This window comes from Meiothermus hypogaeus (assembly GCF_003574035.1).
In the GTDB taxonomy this organism is placed as follows: domain Bacteria; phylum Deinococcota; class Deinococci; order Deinococcales; family Thermaceae; genus Meiothermus; species Meiothermus hypogaeus.
The window spans coordinates 1-21430 of record NZ_QWKY01000038.1; the positions used below are offsets into that span (position 1 = coordinate 1).

A 21430-nucleotide genomic window follows, 5' to 3' on the forward strand; every position below is an offset into this window, starting at 1 on the left:
GGGCGGTGGGGGGTTGGGGCAGGCGGTGAGTACAAGGGCTAACAGGCCAAGCCAGAAGGTGCGATTCATGCTGCCAGCATACCGTTTGCACTTGCAGGGGGCATGAAAACTGGCTAAAGACTGCTTGCCCGATGCGGGGCCTTTGCCAGGGGTAGGTAAGCCAGGATGGCCAGCGCGATCAGGGCCGACCAGACCAGCAAAGCGGTGCTGTAGCTGCTCTGCCCCAGCACGATGCCCATACCCCACTGGAGCAAAAAGACCCCCATGAAGCCCATAAAGTTGATGGCCGTGACGGCCCGCCCGGTGAGCTCGGTGGGGAAGGTAAGCCGGGCCTGGGCCAGGCTCAGGATGTTAAAGGCACCGGTAAAGCCCATGAGCAGGTAGACCGCGTACAAGAGTGCCACGGGCATCTGCGGCCACAAAGCCAGAAGCAGCGGCCCCAGCGTGAAGGCCAGGCCCGCCGAGAGCAGCACCCTGGGCAGGCCCAAGCGGTCGGCCAGCGGGCCGCAGAGCAGAAAGCCCAGCAGGGCGGCCAGCGAAAAGGCAAAAAGGATGCTGCCGACCTCGAGGCTCCCCATGCCCCGTGCCTTGAACAAAAAATCGCCGCCCCACAGGGTCTGCCAGGCCAGAAACCCGCCCCCCAACATAAAGTTGAGCCAGCCCATGCGCCAGAAGTCGGGGTTGCTCCAGATGACCCCTGCATGGCTCACCTGGGTGCTTTGGGGCAGCACAACACCTCCCGGGGCATTGCGCACCCCCACGGCGACTACCAGCGCTACCAGCACAATCACCAGGGCGCCCCATTCGAACACGCTCCGCCAGCCGATCTGCTCCTTGAGCCAGGCCAGGGGGCTCGAGGCCGCAATGGCCCCGGAGGCGCCCAGGGCCACATACAGACTGCTGATGCTGGCGTAGCGGTGGGCCGGGAACCACAGCGAAAAAGCCTTCAAAGCCCCCATCAAAGCGGCGGCAAAGCCGATGCCCAGCAAAGCCCGGCCCACCGAAAGGCTGAGGAAATCCTGCGCGCCAGCAAACAGCAGCGCACCCCCGGCCCCAACGAGCATCAGGGCCGGGTGCACAAAGCGCGGCCCGAAGCGGTCGAGCAAGGCCCCCAGGGGCAACTGCGCCACAGCAAAGGTGAGGTAGAACAGGCTGGTCATCAGGCCCAGCTCGGCTGAGCCAAGGCCCAGGTCACGCCGTAAGTCGGGCGAGATGACCGCATTGGTCGCGCGGAAGAAGTAAGAGAGAAAGTAGGCTAAAAGCAGGATGATGAAAACCCGAACGGCGGCGGACATGTCCTGTATCCTACCCCCATGAAAGGCAATGTGACCTCGGTCTGGCTCGAGCTCCTGGGCGGTCTGCTGGTGGTGCTGGGGGTGCTTTTGGCCTGGCTGGCCTTCACCCTGGCCAACCAGACCATTGACCCCAACCTGGAAAAAAACCTGATGCGCGTTCGGGTGGACTTACCGGGCTTCCTGGAGGGTGTGGCCCGCCAGCTCTCGGTGGCCGCTGCCTGGATGGCAGGGGTGGGGGCCGTGCTCTTTTTTGGGGCTGGCTACCTGGTGTGGGTGTTTAGGGTGCTGTTGGGTTTGGCGGCCCTGTTCGCGCTGGGGGTATGGGCCTGGCTGGCGCTGGGGTGGGCCTAGCGCTTCAGGCTCACCAGCTCGATGACCACGCCCTCGCTCTGGCTTTTTACCAGCCCTACGCTGGGGGCGTACCAGGAGGTGCTTTTCACGGTCAGGTTCAGGGGGCTGCTCCGGCCTCCCATCTTCATGGTGCCACGGGTGATCTGGGTGCTCTCCACTTTGAGGGCCGTAAAGCGTCCGGCAGGCACGCTCACGCTTTCCTGGCCTACCACTTTGTTGGTGGTGTTGAGGGTCTGCTCCATCTGGATGGTCTGGTTGCCCTGCTGGGCCTCCCCGCTCACCTCATAGCTGTAGTTCCAGCTACTTCCCACCCGTAGGTTCTGGGGCAGTACCACCCCGGTGGCTTTGCGGGTTTTGAACTTCATCTGCAAGCCGGTCTGGCCAGACTGAGCGAACGTGGGCTGGGTGAGGCCCTTGGCGTCGCACGTCCAGCGGCTGTCGAAGCCGAAACTGGTAAAGGTAAAGCGCTGGATGAAGCTGTCTGTTTTGACCTCCAGGGTCTGGATGGTATAGGTGCTATTGTCCAGGCTCGAGCGGTACGTCCAGACCCAGCCCTCGCGCACCGGATAGAAGGGATGGTCACACCTGGCCCAGGCGGCTGTGCCCAAAACCACCAACGCTAGAATACCGAGGATGCTTCGCATAGCAGGCTCCTTTTGTTACAGCATAGCCAAGGGGGCGTTATGTGGGCGTTATGGTTGGTGCGGGCCCTCGAGCCCTCCTTGCGGGCGGGGGGTCTCGAGCGGATGCAGGCACCAGGCCCACCCCGAAGGTTCAGCCTACCTCCAACTGCATCTTCATCCAGGGGGCCGAGTTGTGGAAGTTGGCCACCGCGCTGCCCGGGGGTACCAGCCGGTCGCAGGCCGCTCGAATATCCTCCGGCAGGGTCATGTCCAGCACCGGTAGTAGGTGCTGGAGCTGCTCTAAACTCTTGGGCCCGATGATGGGCGCAGTGATGCCCGGCTGATCCTTGACCCACAAAATGGCCAGTTGCGCGGGGTCGTAGCCGGCCTCGCGGGCCAGCTTCACAAAACGGTTGCCCATCTGCACCGCCCTGGGCGAGACCCGCTCGGCGTAAATCCCCCCGCGCAGGCTGGCGCGCGAGCCTTCCGGTCGGAGCTCCTCGTCGGCGTAGCGTCCGGCCAGCATCCCCATGGCCAGGGGCGACCAGGGCAGAATGGCCAGGTTGTAGGCCTGGGCCATGGGAACCAGCTCGTTCTCGATGCGTCGATCCAGCAGGTTGTAGGGCGGCTGCTCCGAAACAAAGCGCACATAGCCTTTCAGCTCACTGACCAGAATGCCCTCCAGCACCTTCCAGGCCGGGGCCGTCGAACTGCCGATGTAGCGAACCTTGCCCTGGCGCACCAGGTCGGTCAGGGCCGATAGGGTCTCGTCGATGGGCATATCGAAGACCGGGCGGTGCAGCTGGTAGAGGTCAATATAGTCGGTTTGCAGCCGCCGCAGGGAGTCCTCGCAGGCCCGCATCAGGTGGAGCCTCGAGTTTCCCCGGTCGTTGGGGCCGGGGCCGGTGGGGTAGTGGGCCTTGGTGGCAATAAGCACCTGGTCGCGCAGGCCACTTTCTTTGAGGGTTAGCCCAATCACCCGCTCGGCCTCGCCTTGCATGTAGCTGTTGGAGGTGTCAATCAGGTTGATGCCGGCCTCGAGGGCCCGCAGGATCATCTTCCTGGCCTCGGCTTCTGGGGTGGGGTTCAAGATGTTGTCGGTGCCCAGGGCCAGTGGTGCAACCCTGACGCCGGTTCGGCCCAGATTGCGGTATTCCATGGATAGCTCTCCTATGTGTTATGCACAGATGCACCTGGTAACAGGCTGTAGCAAGAGGACATCGAAACCAAGCCATATTCGACGATGGCGGGCCGGCGGCTCTCCAGCCAGCCCTCACCGGGCTGCAAAGCCGGCATCCACCAGCACCAGCGAGCCGGTCATGTAGCTGGCCTTGCTCGAGGCCAGAAAGAGCACCACCTCGGCAATCTCGGCTGGGTCGGCCAGGCGGCCCATCGGCACGGTATCGGCCAGGCGTTGCAAGAGTTCGGGGGTGACCGGCTCTTTTCGCTCGGACAAGAGCATGGGGGTGTTGACCTCGCCGGGGCAGACCGCGTTGATGCGCAGGCCATCTTTGGCGTGCTCCAAAGCCAGGGCGCGGGTCAGGTTGTGTACAGCCCCCTTGCTTGCGCAGTAGGCTGCCACCCCGTCGGCCCCCAGGTCGCCCCAGATGGAGCCAAAGTTGACGATGGCCCCGCTGCCCTGGGGCTTCATGGCTTTAATGGCGGCCCGGCACATGAAAAAAGTGCCGCTCACGTTTACCCCCAGGATGCGGTTCCACTGCTCATCGGTGGTGTCCTCGCCGCGGGCCCGCACAATAATGCCCGCCGCATTGACCAGCACGTCCAGTCGGCTGTACTGGGCCAGGGTTTCGGCCACCACGCGGTTGCAAAAGGCCGAATCGCTCACGTCCCCCACCCAGGCCAGAGCGCCTGCTTCCCTGGCTACCTGCTCGGCCCGCTCCTGGTTGCGATCCACGATCACCACCCGGGCCCCAGCTTTGGCAAAGGCCCGGGCCGAGGCCTCGCCCATACCCGAGGCCCCCCCGGTCACGACTACAACTTTCCCCTGGAAATCCACAAGCACTCCTTATCTGAACAAAAGTGATTGTATTGAGCAACCGGAAGTGGGGTCAATGTTCGGCGTCGGGACGTTGCTCAGTAGCCCTGCACTGGTATACTTCCCTGCGGAGTAGGTATACCAAACTGCGGCACGTTTTACAGGAGGTCGAATGGTTCAAATCGCAGTGCCCAAAGAAACCGCTCCGGGCGAGCGCCGGGTGGCGCTTACACCGGAGGTTACGGGCCGTCTGATCAAGGAAGGCTGGGGTGTGCGCTTGGAGGCTGGTGCGGGCGCCGAAGCGTACTACTCCGATGAGGCGTACCGAAACGTGGGGGCCGAGATTGTGTCCAGGGAAGAGCTTTTCAAGGGTGCGCAGGTGGTTTTTACCGTACAACCTTTGGAGCGACTGGATCTGGTACAGCTCGAGCCCGGCACCATTGTGGCGGGCCTCATGTACCCCCACCGCAGCCCGGCGCGGGTGCAGGCTATGGCTACCGGCAAACTCTCGGCCCTGGCGATGGAACTCGTTCCCCGAATTACCCGCGCCCAGAGCATGGATGTGCTTTCTTCCCAGGCCACCGTGGCCGGCTACGTGGCGGCCTTGATTGCGGCCCGCGAGAGCAGCCGCTTTTTCCCCATGCTCACTACCGCAGCGGGGACTATCCGCCCGGCCAAAGTGATGGTAATGGGGGTGGGCGTAGCAGGCCTGCAGGCCATTGCTACGGCGCGTCGTTTGGGTGCTAATGTCTGGGCCTACGACGTCCGCAAGGCGGCAGCCGAGCAAGCCCTGTCGCTGGGGGCCAAGGTCATCGAGCTGCCCATCAGCGCCGAGGGTGAAGGGGGCTATGCCCGCGAGCTTACCGAGGAAGAAAAGAAAATCCAGCACGAAGCCCTGGCCAAAGAAGTGGGCAACATGGATGCCGTAATCACTACCGCCCAGATTCCGGGTCGCAACGCGCCCATCCTGATTACCAAGGACATGGTCGAGCGCATGCATCCGGGGGCGGTAATTGTAGACCTGGCCGCCGAGTCGGGGGGCAACTGCGAGCAGACCCAGCCCGGCAAGACGGTCGAGGTGAATGGGGTCAAGATTGTGGGTCCTTTGAACCTGCCCAGTGCGCTCTCGGTGCACGCCAGCGAGATGTATGCCAAAAACCTTTACAATCTGTCCAAGCTCCTGATCAAAGACGGTCAACTCGCGCCCGACTGGAGCGATGAAATTCTGGCCGGAGCGCTCCTGACCCACCAAGGCGAGATTACCCATGCGCCGACCAAGGCGCTCATCGGAGGTGCGTAATGGATTCGACCTGGGCTGCGCTTTATATCTTTTTGTTGGCGGCTTTTACCGGTTACGAAGTAATTAGCCGGGTGCCGGTGATTCTACATACCCCCCTGATGTCGGGCTCTAACTTTATTCACGGCATTGTGGTGGTAGGGGCCATGGTGGTGCTGGGCCACGCCGAGACGCCCCTCGAGCAGGCCATCGGCTTCTTCGGGGTAATCCTGGGGGCTGCCAACGCTGCGGGCGGCTACGCCGTAACCGAACGAATGCTGGAAATGTTCGAGCGCAAGCCGAAAGGAGGCCAATAGCGCACAACCGATAGCAGCGAGCCTTCTGTGGGCTTACTGGTTATCGCCCAATGCTATTTGTCGCTATGGAAAACTTTGTTGAGCTTATCTACTTCCTGACGGCGTTCCTGTTTATTCTGGGCCTCAAGCGCATGTCCTCGCCCAATACCGCCCGCAGTGGGGTGGTCTGGGCTGGGGTGGCCATGGTGGCGGCTACGCTGGCTACCTTTCTGCTTCCCAACATGCACAACCAGCTTCTGATGCTGGTGGCCATTGTCATCGGTACGGCGGTGGCCTGGATTGCCGCCAAGCGTGTGCAGATGACCGATATGCCCCAAATGGTGGCCATCTACAACGGCATGGGCGGTGGGGCTGCCGGGGCCATTGCGGCGGTGGAGCTTTTGCGAGGGGAGTTTGGCGAGGCCCAGGGGCTCAAGTTGCTGGCCATCCTGGGTGCCTTGATTGGCTCGGTTTCGTTTACCGGTAGCCTGATTGCCTTCGCCAAGCTCCAGGGGCTCATGTCGAGCCGCCCCGTACAGTTCCCGGCCCAAAAGCTGGTCAATGCGGGGGTAGGGGTGGGGGCTTTGCTGCTGGCGGTATGGGTACTCTTTTCGCAGCCGGGGCCCTCGATTCTGTTTTTCTTTTTGCTGGCCCTGGGTTTTGGGGTGCTCATGACCCTGCCCATTGGCGGGGGGGACATGCCGGTGGTAATCTCCCTCTTCAACGCCTTTACCGGCCTGGCGGTGGGCTTCGAAGGCTTCGCCATTGGCAATGCGGCCCTGATTGTGGCCGGCACGGTGGTGGGTGCTGCGGGCACGCTGCTAACCCTGCTGATGGCGAAGGCCATGAACCGCAGCCTCTGGAGTGTGCTGGTAGGGGGCTTTGGCGTCGAGCAGGAAGCTGGCGAGGTGAAGGGCAGCCTCAAACCCATTGACCTGGAAGATGCGGCGGTCATGCTGGCCTATGCCTCCAAGGTCATCTTTGTGCCGGGCTACGGGATGGCGGTGGCCCAGGCCCAGCACAAGCTGCGCGAGGTGGCGGATGTGCTCGAGGCCAAGGGCATCGAGGTCAAGTACGCCATTCACCCCGTGGCGGGCCGGATGCCGGGCCACATGAACGTGCTGCTGGCCGAGGCCGGGGTGGCCTACGATAAGCTCTACGATCTGGAAGACATCAACCCCGAGTTCCCCCAGGCCGACGTAGCGGTGGTGATTGGGGCCAACGACGTGGTCAACCCCGCCGCCCATCGCAAGGGCTCCCCCCTCTACGGGATGCCCATCCTGGATGTGGACAAGGCCAAGAACGCCATTGTCATCAAGCGCGGCCAGGGCAAGGGGTTTGCCGGGGTGGAAAACGAATTGTTCTACGCCGACAACACCCGGATGCTCTACGGCGATGCCCAGGGGGTGCTGGGGCAACTGGTGCAGTCGCTCAAGAAACTATAGACAAAAGGTACTCCCAGTGTGGGCCGACACCGGCCCGCGCCTGGAAGTTAGAGCGCGTTTCACAAGAATCGAGCTATCCGAGATTAAGAACCCTTGGTCCTTGACCATAGCAGGGGCCGCCTGGAAACCCGAAACCCAGCATCTGTGGGCCGGGCCCGGCCCACTTTTTGATTGCATAGCATACGCCTGGGCTATCTGGGTCCAGACGCAACGCAGACCAGCCTGCCAACCCGCTTCACGGCAAAGAAAGCGTATCAGCAGGGTGAAGCAGGTCTCTTTATCACCTCTCGTTTTCGCGGGCGGACTCGTCTGTGAAGTGCGCGATCAGTTTCAGTCGAGTTTTCTATGGGACTATACCGGGTTCAAAAAGACAGTTGACAAAAAAAAGCCCAGCAGGCTGTCTTGACTGCTTTGGTTCTGCGAATGGCCAGGGGGGTCTAAGGTGAACGGCCTGGTTTTTTCAAATTTATTGTTCCTGCGCTATTTCTTACGGATTGGTATTGGGTTGACAGTGAGGAATGACTGATATAGACTTCCCGGAGGAAGTTCTTCCAAAAGGCAATATAGTTTTCTTGGTGTTGTTCGGATAAGCATGGAAGCACTTCCAAAGAAACAGGAGGAAACATGAAGAAGTGGCTAATAAGCGTATTGGCCTTGACCCTGACCGTGGGCGGGCTGGCCTTCGCCCAAGGTGTGACCATTCGCGTGGCGGGTGACTCGACCGCGGTGGGCGAGGGTGGCCGCTGGATGAAGGCCAAGTCGGAGGAGTGGGCCCAGAAGACCGGCAACAAAATCGAGTACATTGACTCGCCTGCCGATACCAACGACCGTCTGGCCCTGTACCAGCAATACTGGGCAGCCCGCAGCGCCGACGTGGACGTGTACATGATCGATGTAATCTGGCCTGGTATTGTTGCGCCCCACGCTGCCGACCTCAAGCAGTTCTTCACCGAAGCTGAATTGAGCCAGTTCTTCCCCCGCATCGTGGAAAACAACACCATCCGTGGCAAGCTGACCTCAATCCCCTTCTTCACCGACGCGGGCCTGCTCTACTACCGCACCGACCTGTTGCAGAAATATGGCTTCCAGCGTCCGCCCCAAACCTGGACAGAGCTCGACCAGCAAGCCACCCGCATCCAAGCCGGTGAACGCCAGGCAGGTAACCGTGACTTCTGGGGCTTTGTCTGGCAGGGGAAAGCCTATGAGGGCCTGACCTGCGATGCCCTCGAGTGGATTTTCTCCATGGGCGGGGGTCGCATCGTTGAGCCCGATGGCCGGGTCAGCATCAACAACGCCCAGGCCATTGCCGCCCTCAACATGGTGCGCAGTTGGGTAGGCCGCATTTCGCCTCCAGGTGTGACCAGCTACGCCGAAGAAGAGGCCCGCAACGCCTTCCAGTCGGGCAACGCTGCCTTCATGCGTAACTGGCCTTATGCCTACAGCCTGGGTCAAAGTGAAGGTAGCGCCGTGCGGGGCAAAATTGGCGTGACCGTGCTGCCCCGTGGGGCAGGCTCCAGCGGGCGCAATGCCGCTACTCTGGGTGGCTGGCAGCTTATGGTTTCTACCTACTCCAAAAACCAGAAAGTGGCTGCCGACCTGGTCAAATACCTAACCAGCGTGGAGGTGCAAAAAGACAACGCCATCAGCCTGTCGCGTCTGCCCACCCGCCCGGCCCTCTACAACGATGCCCAGGTGCTGGCCAAGAACGCCTTCTTCAAAGACCTGCTGCCGGTCTTCCAGAACGCCGTGGGTCGTCCTTCGGGCGTAGCCGGGGCTCGCTATAACCAGGTTTCCGAAGCTTTCTGGACTGGTGTACACGAAGCCATCACCGGGCGTAAGCCCGCCGCCCAGGCCGTGCGGGACATGGAAGCCGCCTTCCGGCGCATCCTGCGCTAGGCTGCAGAGTCACAGCCTTGTTAGGGAATGGGGTCGGATATCCGGCCCCATTCTTTCGTAGCAAAGGGTGAAGCCTTTCAAAAGCGCCAATGCACCTTTCCAAGCCGCAGGTCTTGCTTTGTGGGTAATACTAGATTCGGTTGATTCGTTACCGAACGGTAACGAATCAACAGGGCCGAAGTTATCCGCGTAGCGGAGGGCGATACCGCCCCTTGGAAGGCAGACGCTTTCTTCGCTGACCGTTCGGGAGGGGTGTGCTCTAGGATTCAAAAAGACAACCTACAGTTTTTTTGGTTTTGTAAACTGTCTTTTTGAATCCGGTATAAGTGGCTGGATTTGGCATTTCGCGTATAGCTATTGGTTGTTGTGGTATGGGCATACGATGCATGTTTGGCGAATCTTGGAATTCAGCCACTTGAACCGATATAGTACCTGTGTCTTGGAACAATCTCGCCAAGCTACTTGTGAAGGTCAGCTAGTGGTCCGGTAACCAGGAACTCGGTATAAGCAGCAGTCCCTCTCAATGAGCCGCACATCGCAATTTTGGGTAATCAACGTGCTTCAAAGCATGCGGCAAAATATGTTACCGGTGCACTAGGGTGGAGGTGGATATAGATGCTCACTGTTCGGCAAACCCGCTTGGCCTGGCTGCTAGTCTTGCCCACGCTGCTAGTAGTGGCCTTTGTGGCAGGTTATCCGCTGGCCCAGGTATTTTATTACTCGTTTCACCGGGCCGACATCTCGTTTGTAGAGCCCACCGAGTTTGTGGGTTTCAAGAACTATCTTTTTTTGCTCCAGGACCCCGATTTTAGGGGGGCTCTCTGGAACACCCTGCGATTCACCTTTGTTTCGGTTTTCCTCGAGACCGTGCTGGGTTTGGCCATTGCCCTGGTGATCCACTCCAACTTCAAGGGGCGCGGTATCGTGCGGGCCGCCATCCTGATTCCCTGGGCCATCCCCACGGTGGTCTCGGCCAAGATGTGGCAGTGGATGCTCAACGACATCTACGGAGTGATTAACGTAATCCTGGTCAACACCGGCCTGGTGGCTAACAAGATTGCCTTCCTGGCCAACCCCAACACGGTGTTGTGGGCGATGGTGGCGGTGGACGTCTGGAAAACCACCCCTTTTATGGCTTTGCTGCTCCTGGCGGGTTTGCAGCTCATTCCCAGTGACATCTACGAGGCCGCCGATATTGACGGCGCGAGCAAGTGGCAGCAGTTCTGGACGCTGACCCTGCCGCTCCTGACCCCAGCTTTGGTGGTGGCCCTTATTTTCCGTACCCTGGATGCGCTGCGGGTCTTCGACGTGATTTTTGTGATGGTAGGGGTCAACACCGCCACCCGAAGCCTGGCCATCTACAACCGCCAGACCCTGATTGACTTTCAGGATCTGGGCTATGGTTCCACGGTTTCGGTGGCCATCCTGGTGATTATCTTCATCTTTGTGTTCTTGTACATGCGCGTAGCCGGACGGGGGGTGCGCGGTGAGGACTAAAGGTCTGGGTTACTACGCAGGGCGGGTACTGTTCTACGCGCTGGTGGTTTTTATCGTTATATACAGCGTGTTTCCGTTCTACTGGGCGGTCATCAGCAGTTTCAAGACCAGCGATGCCCTCTTCAGCTCCAATCCCAGCTTTTTACCGATTCCCTTCACCCTGACCCATTACCAGAACGTGTTCAGTGGGGCCGCCTTTGGACGCAACCTGCTCAACTCGTTGATTGTGGCCGGGGGGGCTACCCTGATTTGTCTGGTGTTGGGCGTAATGGCGGCCTATGCGCTGGGTCGCTTGCGCTTTCCTCCCAAGAATGCGGTGCTCTACATCGTGCTGGCCATGACCATGTTCCCCCAGGTTTCGGTACTTTCGGGGATGTTTGTGTTGCTGCGCGAGACGGGCCTCTTCAATACCCATGCCGGTTTGATTCTTTCGTACCTGCTCTTTACCCTGCCCTTTACGGTCTGGGTGCTGACGGGCTATTTTCGCGGATTGCCGCGGGAGCTCGAGGAGGCTGCTTATGTGGACGGGGCCACCCCCATCCAGACCCTGCTCCAGGTCATGCTGCCCCTTACCGGCCCCGGTCTGGTGACTACTGGCTTGCTGGCTTTTATTGCCGCCTGGAACGAGTACCTTTTTGCCCTGACCTTTACCATCGGCAATAACGTACGGACGGTGCCAGTGGCCATTGCTTCCTTTGGTGGGGCTACCCCCTTCGAGATCCCCTGGGGTTCGATTATGGCGGCTTCGGTGGTGGTGACGGTGCCGCTGGTGATCCTGGTGCTAGTCTTCCAGCAGCGCATTGTGGCGGGTTTGACGGCGGGCGCAGTCAAGGGATAGTCAAAAGGCATATGATGGGCCGGTATGACTGCCCAGGATGCATACCGCTGGCTTTTGGAACACAGCAAAGAGACGGCCTATCTGGCTTCGTTTGGCAAACTGGCGGGTTGGGATCAGGCGGCCTATATTCCCAAAAAAGGCCACCCCCACCGCGCCATGATGCAGGCCACGCTGGCCAGGCTGCTGCACCAGCGGGCTACCGACCCCCGCATTGGGGAGATGCTCGCCATCGTGGAGGGTTCGGACTGGTTGGGGCCACCCGAGTCGGTGGAGGCGGTGAATGTGCGGGAGTGGCGGCGGGCCTACGACCTGCAGACTAAAATTCCCGAGCGTCTGGCCGTAGAGCTGGCCCAGGCCACCAGCGAGGGAGAAGCCATCTGGCAAGAGGCCCGTCCCATAAACGACTGGCAAGGCTTCAAGCCGGTGCTAAAGAAGATTTTTGCCCTGACCCGCGAGGCCGCCGACGCCATAGGCTACAAAGAGGAACGCTACGATGCCTTGCTCGACCAGTATGAGCCGGGGGCCACAGCCCGGCAGCTCGAGGCCACCTTTGGGCAGTTGCGTGAGGCCACCGTACAGTTGCTGGGGCGTATTAAGGGTAGCTCGCGCCGGCCCGATACCTCGGTGCTCCGCCGCCGCTTTCCCCAGGCCGCCCAGGAGGCTTTCGGTAAGGAGGTCATTAGTAAAATTGGCTTCGACCTGGAAGCCGGGCGACTCGATGTAGTAGCCCACCCCTTCATGCAGGGGATTGGCCCTGGCGATGTGCGCCTGACCACCCGCTACTTTGAGGATTACTTCAACGCGGGTTTCTTTGGCATTGTGCACGAGATGGGCCATGGGTTGTACGGGCAGGGCTTGCTGGCCGAACATTTTGGAACGCCCATGGGGAGCGAAATCTCCCTAGGCATGCACGAGTCGCAAAGCCGCACCTGGGAAAACCTGGTGGGGCGTAGCCTGGGCTTCTGGCGCTACTTCTGGCCCACAGCCCAGCAGCGCTTTGAATCGCTGCGCGATGTAAGTCTGGAAGATTTCTATTTCGCTATCAATGCGGTCGAGCCCAGCTTGATCCGGGTGGAGGCTGATGAAGTAACCTACAACCTGCACATCCTTATTCGCTTTGAGATCGAGCTGGCTTTGTTGCGCGGTGAGCTGGATATAGACGACGCCCCCGAAGCCTGGGATGCCAAGTACCAGGCCTATCTGGGGGTTCGTGCACCTGAAATTCGGGATGGGGTGATGCAGGATGTGCACTGGTCGGCGGGACTGATTGGTTATTTCCCTACCTATTCACTGGGCAACCTGTATGGGGCGCAGCTGTTTGCGCAAGCCGAAAAAGACCTGGGGCCGCTGGAAGCTCAGTTTGAGCGAGGCGAGTTTGCGCCTTTGCTCAACTGGACCCGGGAAAAGATTCATCACCAGGGGAGCCGCTACTGGCCCCGCGACCTGCTAAAGCAGGTGACGGGCGAAGATCTCAACCCGCAGTACCTGGTGGAGTATCTGAACCGCAAATTTGGAATGCTGTATGCGCTGTGACCTCAAATAGCCTGATGCTGGGTAAGTGCCTGAGCAGCGACCTGATGAACTACCGCCCTGAACTTACCCCAGTCGGCCCAGGTAGCGCCCAGTTCTTTGGAAAAATGGGGGGGTAGGCCCTCGAGGTTCAGGGCAATTTCCAGCAGACCCGGCGCGGAAACCTCTCGAAAATTGCTGATTTGCTCGAGGTGATCCTGTGGGCGTGGGGTGCTTTCGGCGGCCAGCAGAAAAACGTAGCTATGGAACAGGCGGCCTTCGTTGTGTTGATAGGTAATGTGGGCCAGATAGCGCAGAATTTGGGCTTGTAGTCCGGTTTCCTGCCAACTTTCGCGCTCGAGGGCCTCCAGCACCGATTCACCGGGCAATATGCTTCCGGTGGGTAAGCGGTAGATCCCAGCAGGATAGAAGGGTTTGGTGATAGTCAGAAACTTACCACTGGGTCGCTGGTATACCAGACAGACTTCCGCAATACGGGTTCTGCTAATCGCTAAATAGGAGTTTGAGCCCAGATTCTGGGTGTTTTCATAAGGTCTGCCAAAGCGCTGGGCCAACTCCAGTAACTCTTGCTGCATGCAAGAAAACTACCATAATCTGCGCGGTTGAATTTGCCCCGTTTCTTGTTGGCATCAACTTACATAGCCGCCGACCGCCCTGTGCTAAGGTAAGCTCTCGGTATGGTGGAGAAAATTTTTCTGGCCAAGCCCAGGGGTTTTTGTGCCGGGGTGGTCATGGCCATCGAGGCCGTAGAGAAGGCGGCTAGGGAATTGCGCGACGAGGGCGAACTGGTGGTCTACCATGCCATCGTTCACAACGATGTGGTGGTCAAACGCCTGCAAGAACGGCACGGTGTGCATTTTGTCGAAGACCTGGCCGAGGTCGAACAACTGCGCTCTGAGCTTGCCAGCACGGGTAAAAAACTGAACGAAACTGTGGTCTTCTCAGCCCACGGGATTCCCCCCTGGTTGCGAACCGAGGCGGCGGAGCGCAACCTGTACCAGATTGACGCTACCTGTCCGCTGGTAACCAAAGTTCACAGCGAGGCCAAGCGCTATGCCCGCGAGGGCTATACCATTCTGCTAATTGGTGACTCTGCGGATCACCAGGAAATCAAAGGTACCCGCGGTGAAGCCCCCGAGAACACCATTCTGGTAGCCGTACATACCCATGTGGGCCGTGATCCTCGCCTGGCCGACCCCCACACCGTCGAGGTGCCCGACCCTGAAAAGGTGGTGGTGCTGACCCAGACCACCCTTTCGGTGGATGATACCCTGGCTACTGTTGACATCCTCAAGCGGCGCTTTCCCGAGCTGGTCGTCCCCAGCCGCCACGACCTGTGCTACGCCACCAAAAACCGCCAGGATGCTGTCAAGCAGATTGCGCCGCAGGTGGATATGTTCCTGGTGCTGACCAGCCCCACCTCCTCCAACGGCATGCGCCTGCTGGAGCTGGCCCAAAGCCTGGTAGGGCGGGCCGAGCGCATCAATACTGTTGCAGACCTGCGGCCCGAGTGGCTCGAGGGTGTGCGGGCCATAGGCATCACCTCGGCGGCCTCCACCCCGGACGACCTGGTGCAGGAAGTGGTGGCCTACTTCAAGCAGCAGAACCCGGCCCTCGAGGTCATCGAGGAAGGGGAGTGGGAAGACATCGAATTCCGTGAGCCCAGGCGGGTATCGCCCCAGGAAGTTCTGGCCAGCCGGGCCTAGACGCCAGAAAATTTTCGTAAGCTGCAATGAACAGCCCCCTCCTTCAGCAAAGCCCTTACCTGCTGACTGTCGCACCCATGCTGGACTGGACAGACCGGCATTTTCGCTATTTATTGCGGCAGATTACCCGGCGGACGCGGCTTTATACCGAGATGGTGGTGGATCAGTCCATTTTGCTGGGCCACCGCCCCAAGCTGCTCAATTTCAACCCCGAAGAGCACCCGGTGGCCTTACAGCTTGGGGGCTCGGTGCCGGAAAAGCTGGCCGAGGCCGCTCGGATAGGGGAAGAATGGGGCTACGACGAAATTAACCTGAACCTGGGCTGCCCCTCCGAGCGGGTGCAGGGGGGTGGGTTTGGGGCCTGCTTGATGCTTTCGCCCGACCTGGTGGCCGACTGCATGGCCGCCATGCGGCAGGCGGTGAAGATTCCGGTTACGGCCAAGCACCGCCTGGGGGTCGATGATCTGGAGGACTACGGCTACGTGGCCCGTTTCATCGAAAAACTGGCCGGGGTGGGCATCGAGGTTTTTGTCATCCATGCCCGTAAGGCGTACCTTAAGGGGCTGTCGCCTGCCGAAAACCGCACCGTTCCGCCCCTGCGCTACGAGTGGGTGTACCGCCTCAAGCAGGATTTCCCCCACCTGACGGTTGTGCTCAACGGTGGGGTGCGAACGCTGGATGAAGTGGAGGCACACCTGAAGCGGGTGGATGGGGTCATGCTGGGGCGGGCGGTTTACGAAGACCCCTTCGTGCTTGAGCGAGCCGACTCCAGGCTATTTGGGCTGGCCCATGCTCCTACCCGCCTCGAGGTCGCCCAGGCCATGCTGCGCTATGCCGAGACCCAGCTCGAGCAGGGCACGCCCCTCTGGGCCATCGCCCGGCACATGCTCAACCTGTTCAAAGGGCAGCCCGGAGGCCGTTTGTGGCGCAGGTGGCTTTCCGAGCGGGCCTGTCGGCGGGGGGCCGGGGTCCAGGTGTTGCAAGAGGCCTTAGAGCAGGTACAAAGCGAAATTGGGGCGGGCAAGGAAAAAGCCCTCGTGTAGCAGCGCAAAACCCTGTATGTAGATTGTTAATATCCCGTTTACCACTTGGTTCTAGGCTGGTTAATGCAGTCCGGAAGGTCAAAGGCTGGGGTGGGCGATGACCCAACCGGCCCGCCGACACAAGCGTATAGAATCAAAGGGTCAAACATGCGGATTTTACTGGTAGAGGATGAAGCCGGTCTGGCGGGGCCCCTGGTAGCCCTGCTGCGACGCGAGCGCTACGAGGTGGAGTGGGCCGATAACACCGCCCAGGCCCAGAAGCTGGTAGACGAACTCGAGCCTGACCTGATTGCCCTGGATGTGATGCTCCCGGAGGGGGACGATGCGGGGTTTCGTCTGGCCGAGCAACTCCGCCAGGGGGGCTACGGTGGGGCCATTTTGTTTCTTACTGCCCGCGACACCGTGGAGGACCGGGTGTTGGGGCTGGACATAGGAGGGGACGATTATCTGGTCAAGCCCTTTTCCCTCGAGGAGTTCCTGGCGCGGGTGCGGGCCCTGCTGCGGCGGGGGGGTACTACCCGCCAGACAGTGCTCGAGCGCGGCCCCCTGCGGATAGAGTTTGCCAGCCGCAAAGTGTACTGGAACCAGCGGCTGGTTTCCTTATCGGATAAGGAATTTGCCCTGCTGGAGCGGCTGGCTTTGTACCCCGAGCGGGTTTTTGGGGTGGACGAACTGCTGGAGAAGATATTTCCCAACACCGAGTCGGGCCACCGGATTCTGCGGGTATATGTACATCGCTTACGGGAGAAGTTGGGGGAGAATGTAATTGCCACCCTGCCGGGGGGCTACGTTCTGGGAGTCTGACCGATGCGAGTGCTGCCGCACAAAACCGTCCCGGCCATTCCGATGCCCCTGCCCAAGCCTCGGGGGGGGCTGCTGGGCGGTTTTCGCAGCCGCCTGATGCTCAGCTTGTCGGCGGTGGTGGTGCTGACGGCCTTGCTGGTAGGGGGGCTGGGGTTTGTACGCTTTCAGGACACCCTGGGTCGAGAGGCCCGTCAGGACCTCGAGTCCGTGACCAATGCGGTAGAACAGGCCCTGATAATTACCCCCGAGCAGGCCCTGCTCGACCCGAGCCGCCTGCCCAGGCTGGCCGAACTCGGCAACAGCCGGTTTCGGGTGCTGCGGGCCGAGCAGGTGTTTTTGGAAATCGGCGGGCGCTTTCCCACCGAAGCCGCGGGCTGGCTGAAAACAGAACGTTTGCTGGAGCAGGGTTTTGTGCTGCAGGCGGCCCTCGAGACCCGCAGCCAAAACGAGGCCCTACAGGCTTTCTGGCGCACCGAACTGCTGGCCCTGCCGCTCTCGCTGCTCTTGGCCCTGGTTGCGGCCTACCTGCTGTTTGGCTATCTGATGCGCCCTGTACGCCACCTGACCGAAGCCGCCCATGCCATTGCGCAACAGCGCTTTCCCAAGCCGGTTCCGGTGCCGCCGGGCCAGGATGAGCTATCCGACCTGGCCAAAAGCTTTAATCGCATGACCCAGGCGGTAGAAGGGTTTTTGGAGCGGGAGCGTAATTTCGCCCGTTACACCTCCCACGAGCTGCGTACCCCCCTGGCAACGCTGCGGGTGCAGATAGAAGCCCTAGAGCAAGGGCTGCTATCCCCCGAGGAATCGCTGCCGCCCATCAAGGCCAGCCTCGAGCGCCTCGAGCGCCTGCTGGCGGGCTTGCTGGCCCTGACCCGCAGCCCCCAGCGAGACCCCCAGCCGGTGGAGGTGGGCTTAACGTTACGCTCGGTGGTGGAAAACTTTAATCCAGAAGAGCGGTCGCGTATTACCCTGGAGGGAGACCTGGAGGCCCGGGTGCTGGGCTACGAAGAGCTATTGCAGCAAGCCCTGGGCAACCTGGTGGGTAATGCGCTCAAGTTTAGCCCGGAGCCTGTACAGATTGAAGTTCGGCAGGAAGCCATGATCCACATCCACATCCTTGACCGGGGGCCCGGCGTGCGGGAAGAAGACCTGCCGCGCCTGGGCAATCCCTTCTTGCGGTTGCAGCCCAGGGTGGAGGGGATGGGGCTGGGACTGGCCCTGGTTCGGCACATCGCGATCCTACTGGGCGGCAGGCTCGAGTTTCGCAACCGGGCGGGGGGTGGCTTGGAGGCCATCCTGAGCCTGCCAAGGTTCGAGGTGAAACGTGCGTAGTCTGCGCTTGGTGTTTTGGCTGTGGATGGCCTTGGTTCTGGCAGCCCCTCCGGTGCTGGCCGTAAGTGTCCCGGCTAGCAGCCAGCCCGACCTTGCGCCCGATGGGCCTGTCCTCGTGCAGCGCGGCAACGGGAACGGCAATGGCAACGGTAATGGGAATGGAAACGGTAACGGAGGTGGGAGTAGCGGGGGCAACGGTAACGGAGGTGGGAACAGCGGGGGCAACGGCAACAGCGGCGGGAATGGAAACAGTGGCAACAACGGGGGCAACAGCGGCGGGGGCGGTAGTAACAAGAGCGGCGATAACCCGAGCCCCAATCCTAATTCCAACGCCAATCTCAACCCCTCGAGCGCCCGCCAGCCCCGCAGCTACATGGGCCAGGTGACGGTAAGCGCCGCTGGTCAGGTCATCTCGGGGAATGTGCGCATTCAGAGTAGCTCGCCCTGGTTGAGCCTGGCCATTCCGGGCATGTGGCTCGAGGCCAACGGGTTCTGGGAGGGCGAAGTGTTTGTCGCTACCGAAGTTAAGCTGCATAGCCCCGTGCCTTGGGCCTTCTATCAAGGCCCCGCCAGCCTGGTGGGGGCTTCGCAGTACCAACACGTAAGCGCCTGGCTTTCCAGTAGCCGCTCGGATCCCTTCCTGGCCTTGCGTGCCGCCGGCGAACAAAACCAGGTGCGGGTGGTGGCCTACTTCGATGGCAACAAGTTCCGGGCCCTTCCGGCCAGCTTTCCCATTCCGCCAGGGCTCAAGCCCGGCTGGTACGAGCTGCTGGGCACGGTGGGGGCGCAAGGACTGGCCTGGTCTTCGGTAAAGGCCTTCCCGTAAGAAAAGAGGTCAGGGGTCGGGGAACAGGGCCCGTAAAGATTGGTAACAGGCCAGCGCCCTGGATCAAACAGCAAATCAGATCGGGCGGTAGCGCCCCGCGTTGCTGTGCGCCAATCCCTTGAGCTCCAGCAGCATCAGCACCGAGAGGGTCTCGGCGGTGGAGAGGCCGGTGGTTTGGGCGAGGTCGTCGGGTAGGGCCTCGGAGAGCTCGAGCAAGGCCCGGTAGACCTGGGCTTGGGGGCCCTCGAGCTGTATCGCTTGCTTTTGCGGCGCCCGTACCCCCAGCGCATTCAGCACATCCTCGGTGTTCACCACCAGCCCGGCGCCGTCCTGAATCAGCCGGTTACAACCCAGCGAGAAGGTGTCGCCGGGGCGGCCCGGCACGGCCAGCACGTCGCGGCCCAGCTCCGCGGCAAACCGGGCAGTAATCAGACTGCCGCTTTTCTCCCCGGCCTCCACCACCAGTACGGCTTTGGCCAGCGCGGCCACAATGCGGTTGCGCCGGGGGAACAGTCCGGCCTGGGGGGGCGTTCCCAGGGGAAACTCCGAGAGCACGTTCATTTGCTCGGCCAGGTTGCGATTCTGGGGAGGATAGAAGCGATCCATGGCGCTGCCCAGCACCCCCAGGGTGTAGCCGCCCCCCTCCAAAGCGCCCTTGTGCGAGGCGGCATCGATGCCCAGGGCCAGGCCCGAGATAACCCCCACGCCGGCCTCGGCCAGTTCGCGCGCTACCTTGTGCGTCCAGGCGGTGGCCCAGGGGCTGGCTTTGCGGGTGCCCACTACGGCAATGTTGCGCTCGGAAGGCGGTAGTTCCCCCTTCAGGTACAACACCATAGGGGGGCTCTCGAGGTGCCGCAGCACCTCGGGGTAGGCCGGCTCCCACAGCCCAATCAGCCGCAGACCCAGCCGGGTCGCTTGCTCACGCTCCTGCACGGCCCGGCCCTCCTGTAAGGTTTTGGCGTAGCCGGAGGCAATCTCGCGGCCCAGCAGTTCGGCCACGGCCTCCACGCTTAGGTCGGTAGCAAGGGCTTGTTGCAGGCGGCTGGGGCCAACCTGGGGAGAGAGTGCAAGGGCCAGGGGGTCGGACATAGCTCGCATCAGGATAGCGCATGGGGGAGAGCCTGGAGGTTCATCTATACTAAAGCGGTGAATGAAGGAACCACCTATTCCGGCTTTGTGGCCCTGGTGGGCAAGCCCAACGTGGGCAAGTCCACCCTGGTCAATTCCATGCTGGGCGTGAAGATCGCCCCCATCAGCCCCAAACCGCAGACCACCCGCAAGCGGGTGCGCGGCATCCATACCGAGGGCAACCGCCAGATTGTGTTCGTGGATACCCCTGGCTGGCACGAAGCCGCCGATGCCATGAGCGAGTACATGATCCGCCAGATTACCGAGGCGCTGGCCGAGGTCAACGTGGTGCTCTGGCTGGTGGATTTGCGCCACCCCCCCACCCACGAGGACGAGCTGGTTGCCCGTGCGCTGCGCCCCCTGAAGGGGCAGGTGCCGATTTTTTTGGTGGGCAACAAGGCCGATGCGGCCAAGTATCCCGAATCAGCCTTGCAAGCCTATGCTGAACTGCTGCCAGGGCTGGAAACCCGCATGATATCGGCCCAGAACGAACGCGACGCCAAAGCCCTGCGCGATGAGGTACTGGCCCTGCTGCCCGAAGGCCCTTTCTTCTTCCCCGAAGACTACGCCAAGGGCGACCAGACCCCCGAGGAATGGGCCGCCGAGATTGTGCGGGAAGAGGCCATGAAGCGTCTCAAGGAGGAGATACCCTACTCTATTGCTACCAAAACCGAGGAATTCGAGCTCCGGGACAACGGCATGTTTTATATTCAGGTCAACATCTACGTTGAGCGTGAGAACCACAAGCCCATCCTGATTGGGGCGGGCGGACGGATGCTGCGGGAGATTGGGGCGGCAGCACGAAAGCAGCTTGAGGTATTTTTGGCGCACAAGGTCTACCTCGACCTGCAGGTCAAGGTGTACCCTAACTGGCGCAAAGACCCCGAAGCCCTGCGGGAGCTGGGCTACCATTGAGGCATGGAGGTCGGGCGCTTTTTGCTGGGGCTGGGCCTTTTGCTGGTGGCCCTGGGTCTGGTTTGGTTGTATGCGCCTGGGTTGCTGAGCTGGTTTGGTCGCCTGCCGGGAGATATTCGCATCGAGCGGGAGGGATTTCGCTTCTACCTTCCCCTTACCTCGATGGTGCTTGTTAGTGTGGGACTGAGCCTGCTCTTCAACCTGCTGCTTCGCTGGTTTCGCTAGAACCAGATTAGAGCGCTCTTCACATAAAGCGAGCCTCCCGAGAATTTATACCGGATTCAAAAAGACAGTTTACAAAACCAAAAACACCAGAGGCTGTCTTTTTTAATCCTAGAGCACACCCCTCCCTTGAGTACCGGCGCTAGCCGGGGGCCGATGGCCCTTCACTGTCGGTCGGCGAAGAAAGCGTCTCCCTTCCAAGGGGCGGTACCGCCCTCCGCTACGCGGATAACTTCCAAGGGGCGGTATCGCCCTCCGCTACGCGGATAACTTCCAAGGGGCGGTATCGCCCTCCGCTACGCGGATAACTTCGGTCGGGTTAGTTCGTCACCATAGGGTGACGAACTAACCGAATCTGGTATTAGAATTCCCTGTCCCTGACAGAACAGTTGCCGCCCGGATGGGCAGCAA

The 21430-nt window shown here is 60.9% G+C and carries 21 protein-coding genes; 15 read left to right on the top strand and 6 right to left on the bottom strand.

Annotated elements, in window-relative coordinates; all coding sequences use genetic code 11:
* Window positions 1-113: 113 nt before the first annotated feature.
* A complete protein-coding gene (locus tag Mhypo_RS10545) occupies window positions 114-1295 on the bottom strand; it encodes an MFS transporter (RefSeq protein WP_119341257.1) in 1182 nt (393 codons plus the stop codon).
* A gap of 18 nt (window positions 1296-1313) precedes the next feature.
* On the opposite strand from Mhypo_RS10545, the gene Mhypo_RS10550 reads away from it, so the two are divergent.
* The gene (locus Mhypo_RS10550; RefSeq protein WP_119341258.1) at window positions 1314-1646 is read left to right on the top strand and encodes a hypothetical protein; all 333 of its coding nucleotides are present in this window, start codon (window positions 1314-1316) and stop codon (window positions 1644-1646) included.
* Here Mhypo_RS10550 and Mhypo_RS10555 read toward each other — a convergent pair.
* The 3 genes from Mhypo_RS10555 to Mhypo_RS10565 form a co-directional block, all read right to left on the bottom strand.
* Complete coding sequence (locus tag Mhypo_RS10555; protein WP_119341259.1) at window positions 1643-2290, bottom strand: TapB family protein; 648 nt, start codon at window positions 2288-2290, stop codon at window positions 1643-1645. The genes Mhypo_RS10550 and Mhypo_RS10555 overlap by 4 nt on opposite strands.
* 130 nt (window positions 2291-2420) lie before the next feature.
* Window positions 2421-3428, bottom strand: a complete 1008-nt coding sequence (locus Mhypo_RS10560) for an aldo/keto reductase (RefSeq protein WP_119341260.1) — start codon at window positions 3426-3428, stop codon at window positions 2421-2423.
* Window positions 3429-3542: 114 nt separating this feature from the next.
* Entirely contained in the window at window positions 3543-4286 is a 744-nt protein-coding gene (locus Mhypo_RS10565) for an SDR family NAD(P)-dependent oxidoreductase (protein ID WP_119341261.1), read from the bottom strand.
* A 151-nt stretch (window positions 4287-4437) separates the two neighbouring features.
* Here Mhypo_RS10565 and Mhypo_RS10570 point away from each other — a divergent pair, with 151 nt between their 5' ends.
* The 7 genes from Mhypo_RS10570 (at window position 4438) to Mhypo_RS10600 (ending at window position 13046) form a co-directional block, all read left to right on the top strand.
* On the top strand, window positions 4438-5565 hold the full coding sequence (locus tag Mhypo_RS10570) for a Re/Si-specific NAD(P)(+) transhydrogenase subunit alpha (protein ID WP_119341262.1): 1128 nt from the start codon (window positions 4438-4440) through the stop codon (window positions 5563-5565).
* Window positions 5565-5858, top strand: coding sequence for an NAD(P) transhydrogenase subunit alpha part 2 (locus Mhypo_RS10575; RefSeq protein ID WP_013014151.1), 294 nt, complete (start codon window positions 5565-5567; stop codon window positions 5856-5858). The genes Mhypo_RS10570 and Mhypo_RS10575 overlap by 1 nt, the downstream gene beginning before the upstream one ends.
* Window positions 5859-5923: 65 nt before the next feature.
* Window positions 5924-7282, top strand: a complete 1359-nt coding sequence (locus tag Mhypo_RS10580; RefSeq protein WP_119341263.1) for an NAD(P)(+) transhydrogenase (Re/Si-specific) subunit beta — start codon at window positions 5924-5926, stop codon at window positions 7280-7282.
* Between the two features lie 624 nt (window positions 7283-7906).
* Window positions 7907-9178 (top strand): ABC transporter substrate-binding protein, encoded by a 1272-nt coding sequence (locus tag Mhypo_RS10585; RefSeq protein ID WP_119341264.1) that lies wholly within the window; start codon window positions 7907-7909, stop codon window positions 9176-9178.
* Window positions 9179-9793: 615 nt separating this feature from the next.
* Complete coding sequence (locus Mhypo_RS10590) at window positions 9794-10675, top strand: carbohydrate ABC transporter permease (protein WP_119341265.1); 882 nt, start codon at window positions 9794-9796, stop codon at window positions 10673-10675.
* Window positions 10665-11513, top strand: coding sequence for a carbohydrate ABC transporter permease (locus tag Mhypo_RS10595; RefSeq protein ID WP_186814664.1), 849 nt, complete (start codon window positions 10665-10667; stop codon window positions 11511-11513). The genes Mhypo_RS10590 and Mhypo_RS10595 overlap by 11 nt, the downstream gene beginning before the upstream one ends.
* Window positions 11514-11537: 24 nt before the next feature.
* Window positions 11538-13046 carry a carboxypeptidase M32 gene (locus tag Mhypo_RS10600; RefSeq protein ID WP_119341266.1) on the top strand — a complete coding sequence of 503 codons (1509 nt, stop codon included), beginning with the start codon at window positions 11538-11540 and terminating at the stop codon, window positions 13044-13046.
* Between the two features lie 2 nt (window positions 13047-13048).
* On the opposite strand, the gene Mhypo_RS10605 is transcribed toward Mhypo_RS10600, so the two are convergent.
* Complete coding sequence (locus Mhypo_RS10605; RefSeq protein WP_119341267.1) at window positions 13049-13618, bottom strand: NUDIX domain-containing protein; 570 nt, start codon at window positions 13616-13618, stop codon at window positions 13049-13051.
* 102 nt (window positions 13619-13720) lie between these two features.
* On the opposite strand from Mhypo_RS10605, the gene ispH reads away from it, so the two are divergent.
* The 5 genes from ispH (at window position 13721) to Mhypo_RS10630 (ending at window position 18754) form a co-directional block, all read left to right on the top strand.
* Window positions 13721-14749 (top strand): 4-hydroxy-3-methylbut-2-enyl diphosphate reductase, encoded by a 1029-nt coding sequence (gene ispH, locus Mhypo_RS10610; RefSeq protein WP_119341268.1) that lies wholly within the window; start codon window positions 13721-13723, stop codon window positions 14747-14749.
* A gap of 26 nt (window positions 14750-14775) precedes the next feature.
* Window positions 14776-15792, top strand: a complete 1017-nt coding sequence (dusA, locus tag Mhypo_RS10615) for a tRNA dihydrouridine(20/20a) synthase DusA (RefSeq protein WP_119341269.1) — start codon at window positions 14776-14778, stop codon at window positions 15790-15792.
* A 147-nt stretch (window positions 15793-15939) separates the two neighbouring features.
* On the top strand, window positions 15940-16596 hold the full coding sequence (locus Mhypo_RS10620) for a response regulator transcription factor (protein WP_119341270.1): 657 nt from the start codon (window positions 15940-15942) through the stop codon (window positions 16594-16596).
* Window positions 16597-16599: 3 nt separating this feature from the next.
* A complete protein-coding gene (locus Mhypo_RS10625) occupies window positions 16600-17928 on the top strand; it encodes a HAMP domain-containing sensor histidine kinase (RefSeq protein WP_240637195.1) in 1329 nt (442 codons plus the stop codon).
* The gene (locus tag Mhypo_RS10630) at window positions 17921-18754 is read left to right on the top strand and encodes a hypothetical protein (RefSeq protein WP_240637198.1); all 834 of its coding nucleotides are present in this window, start codon (window positions 17921-17923) and stop codon (window positions 18752-18754) included. The genes Mhypo_RS10625 and Mhypo_RS10630 overlap by 8 nt, the downstream gene beginning before the upstream one ends.
* Before the next feature lie 75 nt (window positions 18755-18829).
* Here Mhypo_RS10630 and dprA read toward each other — a convergent pair whose 3' ends face one another.
* Window positions 18830-19843: a DNA-processing protein DprA gene (gene dprA, locus Mhypo_RS10635; RefSeq protein ID WP_119341271.1), complete on the bottom strand. Its 1014-nt coding sequence runs from the start codon at window positions 19841-19843 to the stop codon at window positions 18830-18832.
* Between the two features lie 57 nt (window positions 19844-19900).
* Between dprA and era the strand changes: the two genes are divergently transcribed.
* Window positions 19901-20797 (top strand): GTPase Era, encoded by an 897-nt coding sequence (era, locus tag Mhypo_RS10640; protein WP_119341272.1) that lies wholly within the window; start codon window positions 19901-19903, stop codon window positions 20795-20797.
* Window positions 20798-20800: 3 nt separating this feature from the next.
* Window positions 20801-21022: a DUF2905 domain-containing protein gene (locus tag Mhypo_RS10645; protein ID WP_119341273.1), complete on the top strand. Its 222-nt coding sequence runs from the start codon at window positions 20801-20803 to the stop codon at window positions 21020-21022.
* Window positions 21023-21430: the final 408 nt, after the last annotated feature.